General features: G+C 52.9%; 15 protein-coding genes. 3 read left to right on the top strand and 12 right to left on the bottom strand.

All coding sequences use genetic code 11. The annotated features are described in order from the left end of the window. Positions 1-11 precede the first annotated feature (11 nt). From GJJ30_RS02565 to GJJ30_RS02600, 8 genes are all read right to left on the bottom strand, one after another. Complete coding sequence (locus GJJ30_RS02565; RefSeq protein WP_154172825.1) at positions 12-1511, bottom strand: MBOAT family O-acyltransferase; 1500 nt, start codon at positions 1509-1511, stop codon at positions 12-14. Positions 1512-1628: 117 nt separating this feature from the next. After that, positions 1629-2576 (bottom strand): glycosyltransferase family 2 protein, encoded by a 948-nt coding sequence (locus GJJ30_RS02570; protein WP_154172827.1) that lies wholly within the window; start codon positions 2574-2576, stop codon positions 1629-1631. A 51-nt stretch (positions 2577-2627) separates the two neighbouring features. Continuing rightward, a complete protein-coding gene (locus GJJ30_RS02575) occupies positions 2628-4319 on the bottom strand; it encodes a hypothetical protein (protein WP_154172829.1) in 1692 nt (563 codons plus the stop codon). Positions 4320-4327: 8 nt separating this feature from the next. Then, entirely contained in the window at positions 4328-5068 is a 741-nt protein-coding gene (locus tag GJJ30_RS02580) for a dolichyl-phosphate beta-glucosyltransferase (protein WP_154172831.1), read from the bottom strand. A 5-nt stretch (positions 5069-5073) separates the two neighbouring features. Continuing rightward, positions 5074-6516, bottom strand: coding sequence for a DUF6056 family protein (locus GJJ30_RS02585; RefSeq protein ID WP_154172833.1), 1443 nt, complete (start codon positions 6514-6516; stop codon positions 5074-5076). A gap of 15 nt (positions 6517-6531) precedes the next feature. Next, positions 6532-7467: a DMT family transporter gene (locus tag GJJ30_RS02590; RefSeq protein WP_154172835.1), complete on the bottom strand. Its 936-nt coding sequence runs from the start codon at positions 7465-7467 to the stop codon at positions 6532-6534. 86 nt (positions 7468-7553) lie between these two features. After that, entirely contained in the window at positions 7554-8630 is a 1077-nt protein-coding gene (locus GJJ30_RS02595) for an LptF/LptG family permease (protein WP_154172837.1), read from the bottom strand. A 31-nt stretch (positions 8631-8661) separates the two neighbouring features. Further along, positions 8662-9315 (bottom strand): metal-dependent transcriptional regulator, encoded by a 654-nt coding sequence (locus GJJ30_RS02600; RefSeq protein ID WP_154172839.1) that lies wholly within the window; start codon positions 9313-9315, stop codon positions 8662-8664. Between the two features lie 234 nt (positions 9316-9549). Here GJJ30_RS02600 and GJJ30_RS02605 point away from each other — a divergent pair, with 234 nt between their 5' ends. The 3 genes from GJJ30_RS02605 to GJJ30_RS02615 all read left to right on the top strand — a co-directional run bounded on the left by GJJ30_RS02605 (position 9550) and on the right by GJJ30_RS02615 (position 14109). Beyond that, on the top strand, positions 9550-10863 hold the full coding sequence (locus tag GJJ30_RS02605) for an Nramp family divalent metal transporter (protein ID WP_154172841.1): 1314 nt from the start codon (positions 9550-9552) through the stop codon (positions 10861-10863). A gap of 174 nt (positions 10864-11037) precedes the next feature. Beyond that, positions 11038-12981 (top strand): KUP/HAK/KT family potassium transporter, encoded by a 1944-nt coding sequence (locus tag GJJ30_RS02610; RefSeq protein ID WP_154172843.1) that lies wholly within the window; start codon positions 11038-11040, stop codon positions 12979-12981. A gap of 66 nt (positions 12982-13047) precedes the next feature. Continuing rightward, the gene (locus GJJ30_RS02615) at positions 13048-14109 is read left to right on the top strand and encodes an NAD-dependent epimerase/dehydratase family protein (RefSeq protein ID WP_154172845.1); all 1062 of its coding nucleotides are present in this window, start codon (positions 13048-13050) and stop codon (positions 14107-14109) included. Between the two features lie 53 nt (positions 14110-14162). Here the strand turns inward: GJJ30_RS02615 and GJJ30_RS02620 are convergent, their stop codons facing one another. The 4 genes from GJJ30_RS02620 to GJJ30_RS02635 form a co-directional block, all read right to left on the bottom strand. After that, complete coding sequence (locus tag GJJ30_RS02620) at positions 14163-15443, bottom strand: BamA/TamA family outer membrane protein (protein WP_154172847.1); 1281 nt, start codon at positions 15441-15443, stop codon at positions 14163-14165. 150 nt (positions 15444-15593) lie between these two features. Further along, on the bottom strand, positions 15594-16970 hold the full coding sequence (locus GJJ30_RS02625; protein ID WP_154172849.1) for a hypothetical protein: 1377 nt from the start codon (positions 16968-16970) through the stop codon (positions 15594-15596). A gap of 104 nt (positions 16971-17074) precedes the next feature. Continuing rightward, positions 17075-17632, bottom strand: a complete 558-nt coding sequence (locus tag GJJ30_RS02630) for a PepSY-like domain-containing protein (RefSeq protein WP_154172851.1) — start codon at positions 17630-17632, stop codon at positions 17075-17077. A gap of 201 nt (positions 17633-17833) precedes the next feature. Next, positions 17834-19000 (bottom strand): PAS domain-containing sensor histidine kinase, encoded by a 1167-nt coding sequence (locus tag GJJ30_RS02635; RefSeq protein WP_154172853.1) that lies wholly within the window; start codon positions 18998-19000, stop codon positions 17834-17836. Positions 19001-19025 lie beyond the last annotated feature (25 nt).

The raw sequence follows: 19025 nt of genomic DNA on the forward strand, positions 1-19025 counted from the left end.
AAAATAACGATTTAAAACTGGAAATAAATGAATTGATTCGAGGTGAAGACGCCGAACAGATACGAGAGAAAACAAATCAGTGGAAACAGGATGAAGAATAAACCGGTGCTGCGCGTCGGAATAGTCAGGTAGAATTTCTCCTTCGCGAACAAAACCGCCACCAACAAAACACAAAACCACATTTCAACTGAATTGAAAGGCGTATGGAGTGGTCCGTCGAAGGGCGTGGTGATGATTTTGCCCAGAATATGAAACGCATTTTCGACCGGGGCTTTGTGGTTTCGGAAGAATACCCAGGTCAGCATGACCAGCACAAACGTCAAAATGAGTTGCAGGAGTTGGTACAGCTTATTCTCTTCCGGCAGCCGGATGCCCGCTTTAGCCAGTGCTTTGTCGCGCCAGCCCGCCAGGAGTTGATAGGCGCCGTGTAATCCGCCCCAGATAATGTAGTTCCAGCTTGCGCCGTGCCATAACCCGCTGACCAGAAACACAATAAACACATTCAGATACCGCCGTGACGGACTGACCCGGTTGCCGCCGAGCGGAATGTAAAGGTAATCGCGGAACCAGGTGGAAAGCGAAATGTGCCAGCGTCGCCAGAATTCGGTAATGGAAAGCGAAAAATAGGGCGTCTTGAAATTGTCCATCAAGGTAAAGCCCATCGTGCGGGCGGCTCCGATGGCAATGTCGGAATACCCGGAAAAATCGCAGTAGATCTGAATCGAAAAGGCCAGCGTGGCCACCAGCAGCGTCAACCCATTCTGCTGCGTGGGATTGTTGTAAGCATGACTGACGATCTCCGCCATGCGGTCGGCAATGACTACTTTTTTGAAAAAACCGAACGCCATCTGCATCAACCCGGCTTTCAGGTTTTCGAAACTGAAATGAAAATGGGTGTGAAACTGGTGCAAAACGTTCTGCGGCCGCTCGATCGGACCCGCCACCAACTGCGGGTAAAACATGACATAGAGCGCGTAAATCCCGAAATGCTGCTCAGCCTTCTGGTTTCCACGATAGACCTCGATCGTGTAGCTCATCGCCTGAAAGGTGTGAAACGACAAACCGATCGGCAAAATCGCGTCGACGATGCCGAACGAGGTGGTATTCGGCTGACCAAACAGCGTCAGCACTTTGTTGAGCAGACTGATGGCTTTGCGGCTGACAAACTGGGCCGGACCGTCCAGGTTGGCCTGGTCGAGCAGCCAGACGAGGCTGTCGGTGAAAAATCCAAAATATTTAAAGAATGCCAGAATACCGATGTTTGAAATCAGGCTGATAATCAGCAGCCATTTTCGCGAAGAACCGGGTCTGGTTCGCTCCAGCCAGATCCCGGCGTAGTAGTCGATAACGATGGTCAGAAACAGAATCAGGATGTACGTCGGCTTGAAGACCATGTAGAAATAACAACTGGCCAACAGCAACAAAACCCATCTTCCGCGCCACGGCAGGCTGTAATACGCCAGCGTTACGACGACAAAAAACAATAAGAACTGAAGCGAATTAAATAACATTTAAGACATTAGATTAGAGAGGATAGACCATTGACGATCGACCATTGACAATAGACAAGCGGTATTCCTGGTTTTTGTCAACGGTCAATGGTCAGCCGTCAATGGTCAATCGCACAATCACGACTGGCGTTCTTTTTTTCGGATGATTTCCCGGACGATGTACAGTGGGCGGCCTTTACTCTGGAAGAAAATCCGCAACACATATTCACCGATCAATCCCAGGCCGATCAACTGAATCCCGCCGAAAAGAATAATGGTGAACAGCAGGGCCGTGAAGCCTTCCGGTACGCCCCCGAAGAAGTATTTTTTGATCAGTACCTCAATAAAATACAAAAAAGCGATCCCGATGGAAATCATGCCCAGGTTGGTCACGAACTTGATCGGAAATTCGCTGAAGTTGAAAATACCGTTGTAGGCCAGCCGACGCAGCATTTTGAAGGTGTACTTGGCTTCGCCGGCCACGCGGGCGTCGCGCTCGTATTCCACGCCGATCTGCTTGAAACCGATCCAGCTGCGCATCCCGCGAATGAAGCGGCTTTCTTCGGGCATCTGGTTCAGGACGTTGGCCACCCGGCGACTGATCAGGGAAAAATCCCCGCTGTCGAGCGGAATATCGACGTACGAAATGGTTTTCATGAACCGGTAAAACAGGAAATAGGCGGTTTTCTTGAAAAAACCCTCTTTCCGTTTCTTCCGAACGGCGTAAACGACATCGTAGCCTTCCTGGAATTTGGCGTAAAATTCACCCAGCAACTCGGGCGGGTCCTGAAGGTCGCCGTCGATGATAAACAGGGCTTCGGTTCCTTTGGCGGCTGCCATCCCGGCCGTGAGGGCAATCTGGTGGCCGTAGTTGCGGGCCAGAAATACGCAGTGGTAGCGGTCGTCGGTCAGGGCCAGTTGCTGCATCAGCTGGGCGGTATTGTCGCGGCTACCATCGTCGATCAGGACGACTTCAATCGGTAGGGACGAACTGTCCATCAAGGCGTTAAGTCGCGAAACGAGGTGTGGAAAGGAGTCCCGTTCGTTATACAGTGGGGCGACGATAGAAATCAGTGGTTCAGACAAAGCGGTTCAATTTGGTTCATTACCAGGTTACAAATTTATACAATAACCGGCTTATTCAACGACTACAGTTCGGTCAGTATACTTAACGGTAGAACGGCCTTCCGACTGCACGATGTAGAGACCCAGCCGGTACTGGCCCGGTTGTATCATTTGTTTGGGAACATCTACGATAAAACCGGGAATGACCCGAAACGGATTGCGGTCCGACGGGCGGTTTTTAGCCGCGAACCGCAGATACGTACGGTTTTCCGATTTCAGAATCAAATAAATACCGCCGTTGTATCCCGATGGATAAGTTTCGTCTTTATCGGTAACATTGATGTACGAACTGCCATCCGAAACCACCCAGGAAACTTTCTCCAGGGGCGTTGAAACGGGTTCGAACACGCGCTGTTCGTCCGACGAAACGCTGGGCGAAGGCAATTGATACCACCCGCGGTCTTTCATTATTTTCAGGTTATCCTCGATGTAGTCCGCAAAAGCCGAGTTCCGGCTGGCGCCAAGCCCGATCTGGTTGTACCGCTGATTAAACGATTGCACCTGCATGAGCTTGCGGTTTTCCGCGACGCGCGGCACGTTCACAACGTACGAAATCAGGTTAACCAGAAAAGCCGCGCCGAGAAAAACCGGAAGCCAGCGCCGACGGGCGGTTTCGGCCGCAGCATGACGCCCCCGCAGGTTGATAAAAATGAGGTAACCGACCGACCACAGCACTAGAATATACGTCCGGTAGGTTCCCCAAAGTACCATTCCAAAATCGAACCGAACCCGAAACAGGGCTACAATGGCGGTATTGGTCACTAAAAAAACGGCCGTACCGAGCAAAAAACCGTTCCAGTGGGTCGGCGGTTTGGCGTTGAAAAATACCAGACGAATGGCCCAGACGCCCAGAAAAATAACGAGCACCAGACCAGCCGCGAAGGGCAGCACAAACCGCCAGGTCAGCGGCCAGGTGGGTATAAAATCGAAGAGACTGCCGGTGAATATCAAAAAACCGCTCAGGATCTGGAATGGGTGCGCCAGCAAATATGTGAACCCTTCCGTATTGCCCTGCTGAACGGGATACCCCAGGAAGTAGAGGTAAACGGCCAGGGCCGCCACTGCCAGCCAGCCTCCCAGGCGCAACCACTGCTTCTGGTAAACCAACACGGCAAAACCGCCCGCCCACACCAGCATTCCGTTGCCATTGCAGAACGTGGCAAAAAAACCCAGCACCAGGGCCAAGCCAAAACTGACCGGCGCGTTTTTCGCCAGTTGGTAGAGCGCCAGCAGAATCATCATGATCGTGGCGATGTACTGCAGGGTGTATACCGCCGTGAACGTCAGCAGGTTATTCTGGGCATTGAAAAGCAGGAACGGCACTGGCAGCAGATACCACCAGGGCAAGCTGGCCCGGCGAATGGTCCGGTAAAACAAAAACAGGACAACCAGCATGCACAGGTTGCCGATCAGCATGAGCGAATGAAAATTAATGGTGCCCGTCAACAGGTAATAAAGCCAGACCACCAGCCGGGACAGCACAACGCGGTGTTCGTTGTTGGGACGGAGCAGCGCGCTCCACTTTTCGGTCCAGGTGGGGGCGTCTAAAAACCGGTGCAGAAAATACGGAATATTCTCAAAATCATCGAACCAGGGAATGTCGAAACTGTAGCGGAAGAAGTAAACGAAAAACAGCAACACCGGCAACACCAACACCCCCCCGGCAATCAATGGATTTTCAAGAAGTCGATAAACGCTTTTCATGCTGGTATTTACGTGCGGTAGGTTCGGTAGATTTTGTATAATTCGACCGGCATCTGGAACATATACGACAGCTTGACCCGCGAATCGCTCTGCTCGATCCACTCCCGCAGCGGCATTTCGGCCACAAAATCACCCAGATTCGTTCGCCCGAAATGCTGAATAAGCCGGGCTAAAATCTCGACATCGAACAACCAGGGGCTGATGAAGGGGCTTTTGAAAGCAACCGGAACGATAGCCCGCCGGAATAATTTGGCTCCGCATTGCGTATCATAAACCGGCAGTTGCAGAATCAGGCTGATTCCGGTGGCAATCACCCGGCCGATGTAATGCCGCTGGGTGTTGCGCTGAATATGGGTGCCGAGGTGCTGAATGCGTGATCCCATGACCATTTGCCGGCCCGGGTTGCTGTCCAGATAAGCTTCAAGATCGTTGATGGCTTCCAGCGGAGTAGCCAGATCGGCGTCAAAATAACCGATATAGTCGACGGCGGACGATTCCTGCATGTGAAGCATTCCGGCCCGGACGGCCCCGGCTTTGCCCTGGTTCTGTTCCAGATGAAGGACTTCGTTTTGTGCCGGATTACGTTGCGCCAGATGTTTCAACACCGCCAGCGTCTGGTCTTTACTGCCGTCGTTGACGAAGCAAAACCGCACATTCGGGTGACGTTGCTGGTATTGTAGAAACGTGTCGGAAGGCAACCGACTGGCTTCGTTATAGCAGGGAATGATGATGCAAATGGTGGACGACATGAATATTACGGCTTTTTTGCCGTTAACGAGTCCAAAATAACCACTTTTTTTCCATAATACCCGGCTTCGCAGCGGTTCCACAAATGTTGCGGGTCTGCGGGGTCGATATCATTGTTGAATAAAGTCGGTGGTGTGGCGCTCAAAACCGGTAAGTGAGCCACCTCAATCGCGGGGTCATTGAGAATGCGCTGGCGGTCGGTCATGTCGCGGTTGTAAGCGGCCGCCCGGCCCGACAGCCAGTCGCCATAAATCTGGCGTAACGAGTTGCTTTTGTAAACATTGGCAGCAATCCAGAGCGCGGCAATGCCGGTTATCCAGACCGATTGGGCCATTTTCAGGCGCCGGTCGAACCAGATCCGGCGTTCGGTATGAACGACCCAAACCGTAATGACGTAAAACCACCCCAGCAGAAAAAAGGTATAGGTGACGTTCATCACGCGGGGGGCCGGGGCAATGCCAATGCCGTAATACGACGGAAAAATCAAACCGCCCAGTAAACCCAGCCAGAATAAGACGGCCAGCAACGGGTGAATCATAAAAAACCGCCGGGCGGGATGATCGGACCGGGCCAGCCGCCGGACAATCGGAATCCAGAGAATGCCCAGCAGCAGGACGGGCGTTTTAATAACCCATTCGACTATTGCTCCAGCCAGATAGCCAAAGGCGGCACCGGTCGAAAACAGAAAATCACCACTGTGGGGATTGCCGCCCATCCGAATGGCGTTTCCGGGTGCCCGGAATAAGAGCCAGGTCGAAAACAGAGCCATCACCAGTAAACCGACCAGAAACCAGTCCAACCGGCGAAGAAACACCAGTTGATAACCCAGCAAACCGCCCAGCACCAGCAATACCCAAACCAGATTGGTTTCACTGGACCCGACAATGGCAAAAACCAGGAAACACGCCCAGATGGTCGTCAGCGTTTTCAGCGGTTGGTGCCGAATGGAATACCAGCGGATGATAACCGTAAGCAGGTAAAAAGAAAAAATGGTCGGAATGGTGTAGGAGGCCACGGCGGCCAGCCAGAAAAAACTCTCGACGGGACTGGGTAAAACCAGGACGTACAAAAAGAAAATCAGGCCGACGGCAATCAGGCGCGTCCCGATGAACAGCGTGGGCAGCAGTTCGCTCACGAGACTATACAGCGACGCAATCCAGGCAATGACCAGCAGCGCCGGAATAAACCGGTAGGCATCGTACCAGCCCCAGACCAGCGGGCTAGCGTGAACGACCAGGTTGGAAAAATAACGTCCGGTCCAGCCGTCGTAATAGAATTTCTGCCCCTGCCAGATGCCGTATTTCAGGGCCGTATCGGCAAAACAGAAGTCATCGACGGCAGACGGGTGGTTATAGAACGAAAGAATCAGCAGCGGAAGCAACGCCAATCCAAACAGGAACAGAGCAACGGCGTTGCGGAGCGGGGAAAGATTCGTAATGGATTGCTTCATTCGCTAATCAGTAACTTAAGGATAATCAGTGCGGGTTGTTCCACGACTGATTTCAGTTGACGTTGCGGCCGTTTTCGAACGGGTTAAAACCGGATAAACCAGCACGGCTACCAGAATAATCAGCGTACCGGCGTAAAAACCGCCCGTCATCCGCTCGCGGTCGCCAAAAAACAACCACGCCAGCATGATGCCATAAACTGGTTCCAGGTTAACCGTCAGATTGACCATGAACGCCGAAAACTTCCGCATCAGCCATACCGCGGCCGAATAGGCATATACCGTACAGACAAACGCCAGAATGGATATCCACAGCCAGTCGGTTGGCTGGGGCCACAACGCCGACGGTTTTTCCAAACCAAGCGCCAAATATAACCCCAGAAACAGCAGTGAACTACCACATGCCCCCGACATTTCGTAAAAGGTTATGGTCATCGCCGAATACCGCCGGGTGAACTGGCTGTTGATAATGGTGAAAATGGACGCCAGCATGGCCGAAAAAACCGCCATCGACAGCCCGAGCGCCCGGTCGATTTCAAAGCGAAAAATCAGGTATAAACCCGCCATGACGACCACGCCCAGCACGATTTCGAGCAGTTTGAGCCGTCGGCGAATGAAAAGGGGTTCCAGCAAACTCGTCCACAACGACCCGGTGGCCATGCCCGCCAGACAAACCGACGCGTTGGCTACCCGGGCGGCTCCGAAGAAAAGCGTCCAGTGCAGAGCGATGACGGCTCCCGTTGCCAGCAGCTTGAATCGATCGGCCGAAGAAACCGCGCCCATTTTTTTCTGTAAAAAAAGCAAAACACCCAATCCGACAGCCGCCAGCAACGTCCGATACACCACCAGCGTCACCGCCGACACCGAGATCAACAGCCCCAGGATGGCCGTAAAGCCCCAGATCAATACCAGAAAATGCAGGTGCAGGTAATCGGTAGTTGTTGGTCGGTTCATGAGCTTGGGGGTGAGGGCATGGGGGTAAGGGCATGGGGCAGAGAGTTATTTTTACCCTATCCCTTACCCCCATTCCCTCTGCCCCGTCACCTTGGAATGGTATTGTATAAAAGTACACCGATGGCGGTGAAAACGATATTGGGTAGCCAAACCGCAACAATCGGATTCAGATTCCCCGATTCGGCAATGCCTTTGGCCAGCATGAAAAAGAGCAGGTAAACAAACGCCAGGACAAACCCCAGCGCTACCTGCCAGCCAACGCCCCGGCGGCTTTTCCGGGCCGACATAATAACGCCGATGGCCGTCAGAATGATGATCGCAAACGGGCGCGTCTGCCGGGAGTATTTCTCCAGCAAATACGTTTCGACGCCGTCGGCACCCCGGCTGCTGAGCAGGTTGATGTAGTTGTCCAGCTCCGAAAACGTGAACGTTTCGTAAAGGCTGAAATCACTGTCGAAATCGGACGGATAGAGGTTAAGTAACGTATCTACTTTGGTCCCGTGCGTCAGTTCTTCCTGCAAGCCTTTGATCGTTCGCACGCTGTAATCGTATACCGTCCACTTCTTTTTTTCCGGGCTCCATTCGATGCGGTCGCCCGCCATCTTTTGCAGAAGCTGGTTGCCCTTCACCTGTTCAAGGGTAAACTTATAACCGGTATTGCTCTGATTATTATAGCTTTCCAGATAAGCATACACGTTGGGCGCTACCTTGATGTGAATATTCCGGCCCGAATAGGTGTAGGGATCTTTGGTGTATTTCAACTCGAAAGCGATCCGGGTCTGGTTGGCCCTGGGTACCACCCACCCCACCAGGAAATACGTAATGATGCTGAGAATCAGTGCACCTATGCCGAACGGCAGCAGCAAGCGAACAAAGCTCATCCCGCTGCTCAACATGGCAATGATCTCCGATTTGGCCGCCAGCCGGGAAGTCATGAAAACCGTAGCGATGAACACCATCAGCGGGCTGATGTAATTGGCCCAGTACGGAATGAAATTGAGGTAATAATCGAACAGGATTTTGTCGCCGGGCGCTTTGTGCTTGTAAAAATCGTCCACTTTTTCGGTGTAATCGACCACGCAGACGATCAGCACGATGACCATTACAACAAAGAGGTACGTCAGCAAAAACCGTTTTAAAATATACCAATCGAGGAGTTTCATGCAAGTTGGTTAAAGTCAGACCGGCCAGTGGCTAATTGACTAATAAATTCCGGGCCACTTCATTACTGACAAACAACGTTTTTTCGTGATTAATCTGCACCGAAACGGATTTATCGAACGCGTTGACATCCTGCACCAGCACGCGGCAGCCCAGATTCAGACCGGTTTTGTCGAGATGCTGCAGAAATTCGGGGGAATGTTCGAGGACGCCCATCACCTGCACTTCCTCCCCGACCGTTACTTCCGACAATTTGGTGTATTCCACGGTCGGCATATGCCCGGCCGGGCTCGGAATCGGGTCGCCGTGGGGATCGAATTGCGGATACCCCAGAAAAGCATCCAGTTTCTGAACCAGATCTTCCGAACGGATGTGTTCGAGTTCCTCGGCCATTTCGTGCACTTCATCCCAGCCAAAACCCAGTTTTTCGGACAGAAACACCTCCCAGATCCGGTGCCGGCGAATCACTTTCAACGCCAGCCGTTCACCTTCTTCCGTCAACCGAACCCCCTGGTACTTTTTATAATGAATCAGTTGTTTTTCCGCCAGTTTCCGCAACATATCCGACACCGAAGCCGCCTTGGTGGCCGTCATTTCGGCCAGCGAATTGGTCGTTACTTCCCCTTCCTGACGCGCAGACAGGTAGTAAATGGTCTTCAGATAATTTTCTTCCGTGAATGAATGCATAGGTGCAGGGCAAATTGGTCATTCGCCCAATCTCTATTTGCTACAACAGGAAACGACAGATGACCGATTCATCTGCTATTCCTGCACACAAATTTAGATTTTTATTATCGTTCAAAAAATTTTTAGACTAGTCTAAATTTTTATTTAGAAACATTTGATATATTTGTTGCGTTATTTAGAAGAATAGTTTTGTAGCAGTCTAACGCTATGGTAACGAATGAACCGACCACAAGAATGGCAAAAGGATGGAAGTCCGATAATTTAACCAAATCATTGCCAGAAGTTCACGCCAGCATTCCCGTTCCGGAAACCGGTTCGTTTTTGAAGCGATTGATGGCTTTTGCCGGGCCCGGTTTAATGGTGGCTGTCGGGTATATGGACCCGGGTAACTGGGCAACCGACATTGCCGGTGGTTCGCGATTTGGTTATACCTTATTGTCGGTTATCCTGATTTCCAACCTGTTCGCAATGCTTTTGCAGCACCTGTCGCTCAAGTTAGGCATTGCCACAGGCCGGGATTTGGCGCAGGCCTGCCGCGATCATTACAGCCGACCGGTTTCGGTGGCCCTGTGGGTGTTGTGCGAAATTGCGATTGCAGCCTGCGATCTGGCCGAAGTCATCGGTTCGGCGATTGCGTTGAATCTGCTGTTCGGCATTCCGTTGGCCGTTGGCGTTTGCATCACGGCCCTGGATGTCCTGGTCCTGCTGTATCTTCAGCACAAAGGTTTTCGCTGGCTGGAAAGCATTGTTGGCGCGCTGATTTTTGTCATTTTGCTCTGTTTCGCATACGAAATCATCCTGGCTCAACCCGCCGTTGCGGCCGTTTTGGGCGGTCTGGTTCCGCATAAAGAAGTCATTACCAATCCCGACATGCTCTACATTGCCATCGGGATTCTGGGCGCGACGGTGATGCCCCATAATCTATATCTGCATTCCAGCATTGTCCAGACCCGCGATTTCGCCCAGACCGAAAGCGGCCGCCGAAACGCCATCAAGTTTGCAACCATCGACTCGACGTTGTCGTTGTTTCTCGCTTTTTTCATCAACGCGGCCATTCTGATTCTGTCGGCTGCCGCTTTCCACACCTCTGGGAATCACCAGGTTGCCGATATTACCGATGCGCACCGCCTGCTCGATCCGCTGCTGGGAGCCACGCTGGCCAGTGTGGTGTTTGCCGTAGCCCTGCTGGCGTCGGGCCAGAACTCGACCCTGACCGGCACCCTGGCGGGGCAGATCGTAATGGAAGGTTTTCTGGACATTCGGCTCAAACCCTGGCTCCGTCGGCTCATTACCCGCCTGATCGCCATTGTTCCGGCGCTGATCGTTACGGTTTTATACGGCGAAAAAGGCACGTCAGAACTGCTGGTTTTCAGCCAGGTAGTGCTGTCCATTCAACTGAGTTTCGCCGTTGTGCCGCTGGTTTTGTTCACCAGTGATAAATTAAAAATGGGGATTTTTGTCAATCCGCGCTGGCTGACGGTGCTGAGCTGGGCTGTGGCCGGACTGATCATCGTGCTGAACGTGGTGCTGCTGGCGGGTACGGTTTAATGGAGAAAACCGGGATATAAAATAACGAAAGCAGGAAAGAAGAAAGTCGATGCGGTTTGGATAAAAGGATGGTCGCTCCTTTTTCCGGTTCGTCATCAATTTTCTCCTTTTTTTAGCGTTATCTTTACCCGGATTTCACCAGCCGAACCTGAATTAGCACGGCGTTTATTCTCTATGGAAGATAAAAAACACCTGGATAAGGTGACAGCGGCCGGTCTGCTTGTTGCACTGGGTATTATCTACGGCGACATTGGCACCTCGCCACTTTACGTGCTTCGTGCTGTGGTAGGTACCAATCAACCGATTCAGGAGGATATTGTCAGGGGAGCCCTTTCCTGCATTTTCTGGACCATTACTTTACAAACGACCGTCAAATACGTCGTTCTGGTGCTCAGAGCCGATAACCGGGGTGAAGGTGGGACATTTGCACTCTATGCGCTGGTCCGGCGACACGCCCGCTGGCTGACGATTCCGGCCATCATTGGCGGCAGTTCCCTTTTAGCTGACAGCATCATTACGCCCCCGATCTCCGTTTCGTCGGCCATTGAAGGCTTGCGTATTCTCTACCCCGACATTCCGACGGTACCGATTGTGCTCGGCATTCTGGCCTTTCTCTTTTTGATCCAGACGTTCGGAACCAGCGTGGTCGGCACGGCTTTCGGCCCGATTATGCTCCTGTGGTTCACCATGTTAGGCACTTTGGGCGTGTTGCAGATTACCAGTGATCTGTCCATCCTTCAGGCTGTCAATCCGTTATACGTCTATCATTTTCTGAATGATTACCCCGGCGCTTTCTGGTTACTGGGAGCGGTTTTTTTATCAACAACCGGGGCCGAAGCGCTTTACGCCGATATGGGGCATACCGGCCGGGGAAACATCCGGATCAGTTGGATGTTCGTGAAGGCCTGTCTGTTGCTCAACTACTTTGGTCAGGGCGCTTACGTGGAAAGTCTGGCGGGCCAGCAACTCGGTGAACGCAATCCGTTCTACGGTTTAATGCCTGAATGGTTCCTTTTTGCCGGTATCGTTATCGCTACCATGGCCACCGTTATCGCCAGCCAGGCCATGATCACCGGTGCTTTTACGCTTATCAGCGAAGCCATCCGGCTTAATTTCTGGCCCAAAGTCCGGCTTCGGTACCCGACCAATAAGAAAGGACAACTCTATGTTCCGAGTATCAACTGGCTCCTCTTCGCGGGTTGCGTCGGAGTGGTGCTTTACTTTCAGGATTCCTCGCGGATGGAAGCTGCATATGGGCTGGCGATTACACTAACCATGCTGATGACGACCATTCTGTTCAGCTACTACATGTATTCCCACAAGTTCAACGCGTGGTTCGTGATGCTGTTCCTGATTTTTTACCTGATTGTCGAAACCAGTTTTCTGGTGGCGAATCTGGCGAAATTCACGCACGGCGGTTGGGTATCAGTCCTGATTGCCGGGGTTATGGCGGCCATCATGATCATCTGGCTCAGTGCCAATAAAATCAAGCTGCGTTTAACGGAATACGTCAAAATTGACCAGTACATTCAGCCGTTTAAAGAACTTAGCCGGGACATCAGCATCCCAAAATACGCTACCCACCTCGTTTTCATGAGCAACGCGGCCCGGGCGGCCGAAATTGAGTCGAAAATCATTTATTCCATTTTCCAGAAACGACCGAAACGGGCTGATATCTACTGGTTTATCCACGTTGATACGACCGACGATCCGTACACGATGGAATACAAAGTGAACACGATTGCGACCGACGACGTCTACAAAGTCACCTTTCGGCTCGGTTTTCGGATTGAGCAGCGGATCAACCTCTTTTTCCGGCGGGTTATCGAGGACATGGTGAAAAACAAGGAAGTGGACATCACCAGCCGGTACGAATCGCTCAGCCGCCAGAATGTCATCGGCGATTTCCGGTTTGTGGTCCTTGAAAAATTTCTCTCCTTCGAAAACGATCTCCCCCTGCGGGAACGGATTGTGATGGATGTTTACTTTTTCGTAAAAGGATTTACAACTCCCGAAGACCGCTGGTTTGGCCTCGACAGCAGTGCCGTGAAAATCGAGAAAGTGCCGCTGGTTATCCGTCCGGTCGAGAACGTCAAACTCAAACGAATCGACACCTAATGTTCATACACTACGGATTAGAACATTCACAATTAACTAATCCATAGCTGATTAACCTCCAATTCAATGAAAATACTGATCACCGGCGGAGCCGGTTTTGTTGGTTCCTCACTGGCCTTGTCCCTCAAGTCCAATTACCCACACTACGAAATTTTTGTTCTCGATAACCTCAAGCGAAAAGGCTCCGAACTGAACGTCGCCCGCTTGACCAAAGCCGGTATTCAGTTTGTCCACGGCGACATCCGGAACAAGGAAGATTTCGATCCCATTCCGCCCGTCGATACCCTGATTGAAGCCTCGGCCGAACCGTCGGTACTGGCGGGGTTGACCGGAACACCGGATTACCTGATCAACACGAATCTATTTGGCACGGTCAACTGCCTCAACTTTGCGCTGAAGTCCAAGGCCAACGTCATATTTCTTTCCACCAGCCGGGTTTACCCCATCAAGGCCATCGAAACGCTCAATTTCGATGAACACGAAACCCGGTTTGTTCTTTCTGATAACCAGCCCATTCCGGGTGTTTCGTCGAAAGGAATTGCCGAGAATTTTCCGCTCGACGGTGCCCGTTCGCTGTACGGTACGACCAAACTGGCGTCGGAACTGATCATTCAGGAATACCAGGAGTTTTTCGGTCTGAAAACCGTCATCAATCGCTGCGGGGTCATTACGGGTCCGTGGCAGATGGGCAAGGTCGATCAGGGTGTGATGGTACTCTGGATTGCCAAGCATTATTTCGAGCAGAAACTGGCGTACATTGGCTACGGCGGGACTGGCAAACAAACCCGGGATATGCTCCACATCGCTGATCTTTACCGACTGATCGACTGGGAGTTACACAACATCGATCAGGTCAACGGTGAAATTCTGAACGCGGGGGGCGGCAACGAAAGCAGCGCGTCTCTGCAGGAATTGACGAAAATCTGTCAGGAAGTAACCGGAAAAACCATCCCGATCAGCAACATTGCCGAAAACCGGGCCGCCGACATCCGGCTTTACGTGACCGATAACACCAAAGTAACCAAACTGACCGGCTGGAAACCGGAGTTGGGAATCAAAGAAATCGTAACCGACATCACGAAGTGGCTCGACGAAAACCGGGAAGCCCTCGAGCCGATTTTAAAATAAAACCGTTCCGGGCAGCGGAAATAACCGCTGCCCGGAACACTTCATTTGCCTTTCTAAAACACCTCGCCCAGGTTAAAATAAATCCCCCGCGAGCCCCTGGTGCCAACGCTGTAGTCAAGAGCCAGATTCGTGCGCGACAGTTTGTTCATCCGAAACCGGAGGCCCAAACCGGTTGCCGGGGCTACGTGGCCGAACTGGAGCTTTTGTTCCGGCGAGGCTGCGCTCGTGCTGGTGTTGCTGACGGTTTGCGAATTAACGAAGACAACCCCGCCCAGCAACCGGTTGGCCGTGATACCAAACCGAAATTCCGTCTCCATATACAGCAGATCCTTGCCCCGGTAACGGCCCTGAATATAGCCGCGTCCCATGTTGCCGTAGGTGTCCCAGGCCGTGGCCGGCAAATCCAGAAAGGGCGGATTTCCGTTGATTGTCAGCGCATTGTATGACCAGAATGCCAGAACATTTTCCGGTTTACGCGTGGAAAGCGATACATATTTCCGCAGGTCCAGCAGCATCGACTGGTAGTGCGTATCGCTGCCGAGCCAGGTCACGTTATCCCGAAAAATGACGCTGATGTATTCTCCGCCTAGCGGACTGATCGAGTTGGGGCGGTTGTCGTACAGCAGGTTGAGAATCGGCCCGGACGAAACCGAGCGACCCGTTATCCCGTACGGATACCGCGAAATGGCCGTCCGTTCGTGCCGGGCGTCCCAGCTTTTAATGTTCCAGTGAAGGTCGAGTTGCAGTCCCAGACCACCGTACAGATTCGGGGCAATGCGCCGAAGCAGCGTCGCGTGGGCCCGCAGGTAGTTGTAATCCATGTTGATCACATGGTCGGTGCTGGTGTTCATCCCCAGGCCGTAAGTGGGTTGCGGGTAGTGCATCAGCCGCAGGTCGGACGTCAGGTTCCAGGTATTGTGGGGAAACCAGTAATTCAGCGTGCTGGTAAGCAACTGCTGGTTATTGGCCGTGTAGATTACCGACGAAACGAGGGTCGAGACATTGGCCGATGGTCGTCTTATGGCGATATTCCCCAGAACCTGCGCCTGGAAACTGGTTTGAATCGAATAGCCAACCTGCGGAATAATCCAGACCAGCGGCCGTCCGGCCTGCAGTTTCGTTGTGTCGCGTTCCTTCAAAAACCGCCCCGGAAGAACCGCCCGCAGCAGATCCAGAATGTCGCGCTGAGGGACAGCGGGCCGGTCGGTCGTTACGGTCGAATCGGTTTGGGTGGAGTCGACCCCGGCGGTTTGGGCAATGGATTCGTTCAGACCGCCTGATAACCAGAGCAGTAAGAGAGCGAAAACGTATTTGGCCGCTTTACAGGGGTACATCTCAGACAGACACAAACGAATTGATTTATAAAATAGATACGAAAACCAGGCGGTTTTCGTATCGAAAAGCGTGAATGAATTGGGTAAAACCGCAACCGGTTTTATTGACAACAAATCAACTGCAAAACCGGTCGCAATTTACATTATTTTTTATCGACGGCCGCCGTGGAAACCACCTCCATGAAAACCGCCACCGCTAAATCCCCGGTTGCTGAAGCCGCCCCAGCCCTGGGCGTGGTACACATTGGCGCTGGGGTGACTGAACGTACTAACCCGTGCCCCGGCCTGATTCAGGGTTCCGGCCGGGCGGCTGAACGCACCGGGCGAGGTCAGGAAATTGAGCCGCCCGCCCGCATTGGGGTTATAATGCTGTTGGGCCACCCGCATAAAACCGCTGTTGACCGACCCCAGCACCCGGTTTTGAGCCACATTGTGCTGGTAATAATTCCCAAACTGGCGGTAGAGATGCGGATAGCTGCGGTAGTAACCCCGGTTGAAAAACCAGTTGGAAAAACCGTAGGTCGGAAAACCGTATAAGCCGTACGTACCCAGACCAAAACCAAATCCAAAACCGGCCCAATACGCCCCCGGATACCACAGCGCCGAACCGTACCAGCCCGGGTACCCGAACCAGTAGGAATACGGATTGGCGAAATAATTATACGTGTAGGTCGTCGTGGGCGTGTTGTCGGCGGGCACGGGCGGGATGATATACCCGTTGCTTTTGGCGTAATCCTGAGCCGCCTGATTCAGTTCCTGTCCGGCCTGCGGATTATCCGCGAGTTCCTGCTGGAATGCCGACACTTCGTACTGATCCTGAACGGACAGGCTGTCGTGCAAAGCGGTCAGCTGCTGAACGAGCGCCGATCCTTCGGCCCGGTATTGATCGCCCAACTGGCGGGTCAGATCGAGGTGATCGGTGAGCAGAGTCATCACATCGGGCAGGCTGATCAACTGGCGAAACGCGTCCTGCACCGGCGCATCGAGCGGTTGAATGATCTGCCCGAACGTTTGCCCGGCCTGCTGGTTGAGCTGATCGGCCTGAACCAGATCCGCGTGGTGGTTGTGATATAGCTTCCAGGCTGCGGTTTTCAATTCGTCGGTCGCATTTTTGGGCAACAGATTCTCCACGGCTGCCGTACTCAGGTTTGAAGGTTCGGTGGCCAGCGTGTGCAACACGTCGGGATACCGGGTCAGTTCGTAAAACCAGCCTTGCTTGGTCTGATTAAAACCGCCGACGAGATTTTGAAACGCCTGCTGCGTCTGGGTGCGGCTTTGCTGAAGTTGACTCAGGATTTGCGGATATTGGCTGGCCGACAAAATTGCCTGGCGGACCGTTGCGCTGTACGGAGCAATCGATGCCGCAACGGACTGGTCGTGACCGGTTTGTGCAAAAACCGCCGGTTGGAAAACACAAAACAGGAGGCTCAACAGGAGTATAACCCGTGACGGCCAGCTTCTATTGAACAACACGACCGGATCGACTGCGTGAGGGGCGGTGGTGGGGAAATTCAGATTCGTTTTCATGGCATGTATCGGTTAAAACCGGGTGCGGTTGCGAAAACGGACACCCTGAACCCGCCATTCCGCCGGTGTTGCGCGGCCAAATGGCGGGTTGAACACGAACTCAATCAGACTCTGATTTTTTTGACTTTACGCAAAACCGTTCCGTTGCTGTCGAAAAACACTTTTTCCCGTGCTTTGCCTTTCGCCAGTTCGACGCGGTAATAGTTAGAGGAAGATTTACCATATTGGATTCGTTCCTGATCGCCCACGATTTTCCAGTCCGCAAACTGATTGCTGATGGTTTTGGTAACGGCATCCGGAAGAAGCGCCTGTTTGACGATTTCCTTGAAACTGAGCAATTTGCCGTCTTTGTTATAAACCGCAGTGTAATTCAGCGTCGGGCTGTTGGCGGCTACCCGGTAATACAGCATTTCGATGTTTTCATCGGTGTTTTTGTTCTCACTGACCGCCCATTCGTGGCCGTACAGGGCGTGTGGCAGAAAGGCCACATCCGTGACAATCGAGTTGGGAAAATCGGCTTTAACGGCATCCATCACCTGCTGCGGTTCTTCGCCTTTCTTGACGTGGGTGATGGTTACGGATTGATCTTCCAGAGGGCTTTGTGCCTGAGTGGCTCCAATTGACAAGCCGGTGAGTAGCAGGGCAATACTTAACGTTTTCATGGTTGTTTAAGAATTAAATGGGTGACGATTGGTTGACTGAAACAAAGGTCGGCGCTGGCGACTCCCCGCAGCCTGCCCGTCGGCAGGAGTTTTTACTGATTGTGGTCAGGGTTTGAGGTAGAGGCCGTGGGGGTAAGGGCAGAGGGGAGTTTGGCGGAGCGTGTTTGTTCTCAGGGTGGAAAGGGAAGCGGTTTTGTGAATTTAACGCGGGCGGGTGGGAAGACGCAGGATGAACGTGGCTCCGGCGTTGGGGCGGTTTTCGTAATGGAGGCTGGCGCCAAGCTGGTCGGCGTATTCTTTGGCGATGGACAACCCCAAACCGGACGACGATTCTCCCGCCGTGGGCCGGGGACTCAGCACCGCAAACCGCCCGAAAAGCCGGGCCTGCTCGTCGACAGGAACGCCGGGGCCTTCATCGGCAACACCAATCTGGAGGGCGGTTTCGTCCGAATGCACCGTCAGCCGGACGGTTTTGCCGCCGGGCGAAAACTTGATGGCGTTGGAAATCAGATTTTCCACAATTTCGGTGAGGTAAGCCGGATCGGTAAACGCCCGCCCTTCGGCTTGTTCGCTCAAAAACCGCAGACGAATGGCCTTGCGCTCGGCCAGGTACGTAAACCGGTTGAGGAGTTCGGCCAGCAGGGGCAACACGTTCAGGTCGGCGAACTGGGGCGCGTTGGCGTTGCGCTCGATGCGGTTGACGTCCAGCGTTTGCTGGATCAGTTCGCCCATGTGCCGGGCGGTTTCGTCTATTTCCTCCACCCATTGCGCTTGCCGGGGCGTCAGCGTTTCGGCGGTTTTGCGGAACTTGGCCGCCAGCATTCGGAGGTTGGTAATGGGGTTTTGCAGGTCGTGCGCTACCACGCCAATGAAGCGGTTTTTGGTCTGGTTGAGCGCGAAAAGCTGTTCGTTGAGGGAATTCAGTTCTTCGTTTTTCTGAAAAATCTGATCTTCCAGAGCCTGCTGCACGGTCAGATCGAGTACCACCGTGCGGGTCATCAGAAACCGGCCGTCTTCGTCGTAAATGGCGGTGTCGTTGAGCAGAATCGGAAAATGGCTGCCGTCCTGCCGTTCAAGCGTAAACCGGAGGTCTTTCACCACCCCGGTTTTCTTGAAAAGCTCAAACTGTTCCGTGAAAAAAGCCCGCTGGTCGGCAGGCAGCAGTTCGGAAAAGAAACGGCGGCCAATCACCTCCTCACGCGTGTAGCCCAGCCACCGGAGTTCGGTTTCGTTGATGAGCAAAAACCGCCCGTCGGCGTCCAGCGAGTGGTAACCAACCGGCGCATAATGGTACAGATCCTCCAGCACAACCGGTTCGAGTTGCTGGAACAAATCGGCAGTAACCGGCGGGGGCGAAGACGGTTTCATGGTTGACAAACTACGGTGTTACAAG

Origin of the sequence: Larkinella terrae (genome assembly GCF_009668025.1) — a bacterium.
Lineage (GTDB): Bacteria > Bacteroidota > Bacteroidia > Cytophagales > Spirosomataceae > Larkinella > Larkinella terrae.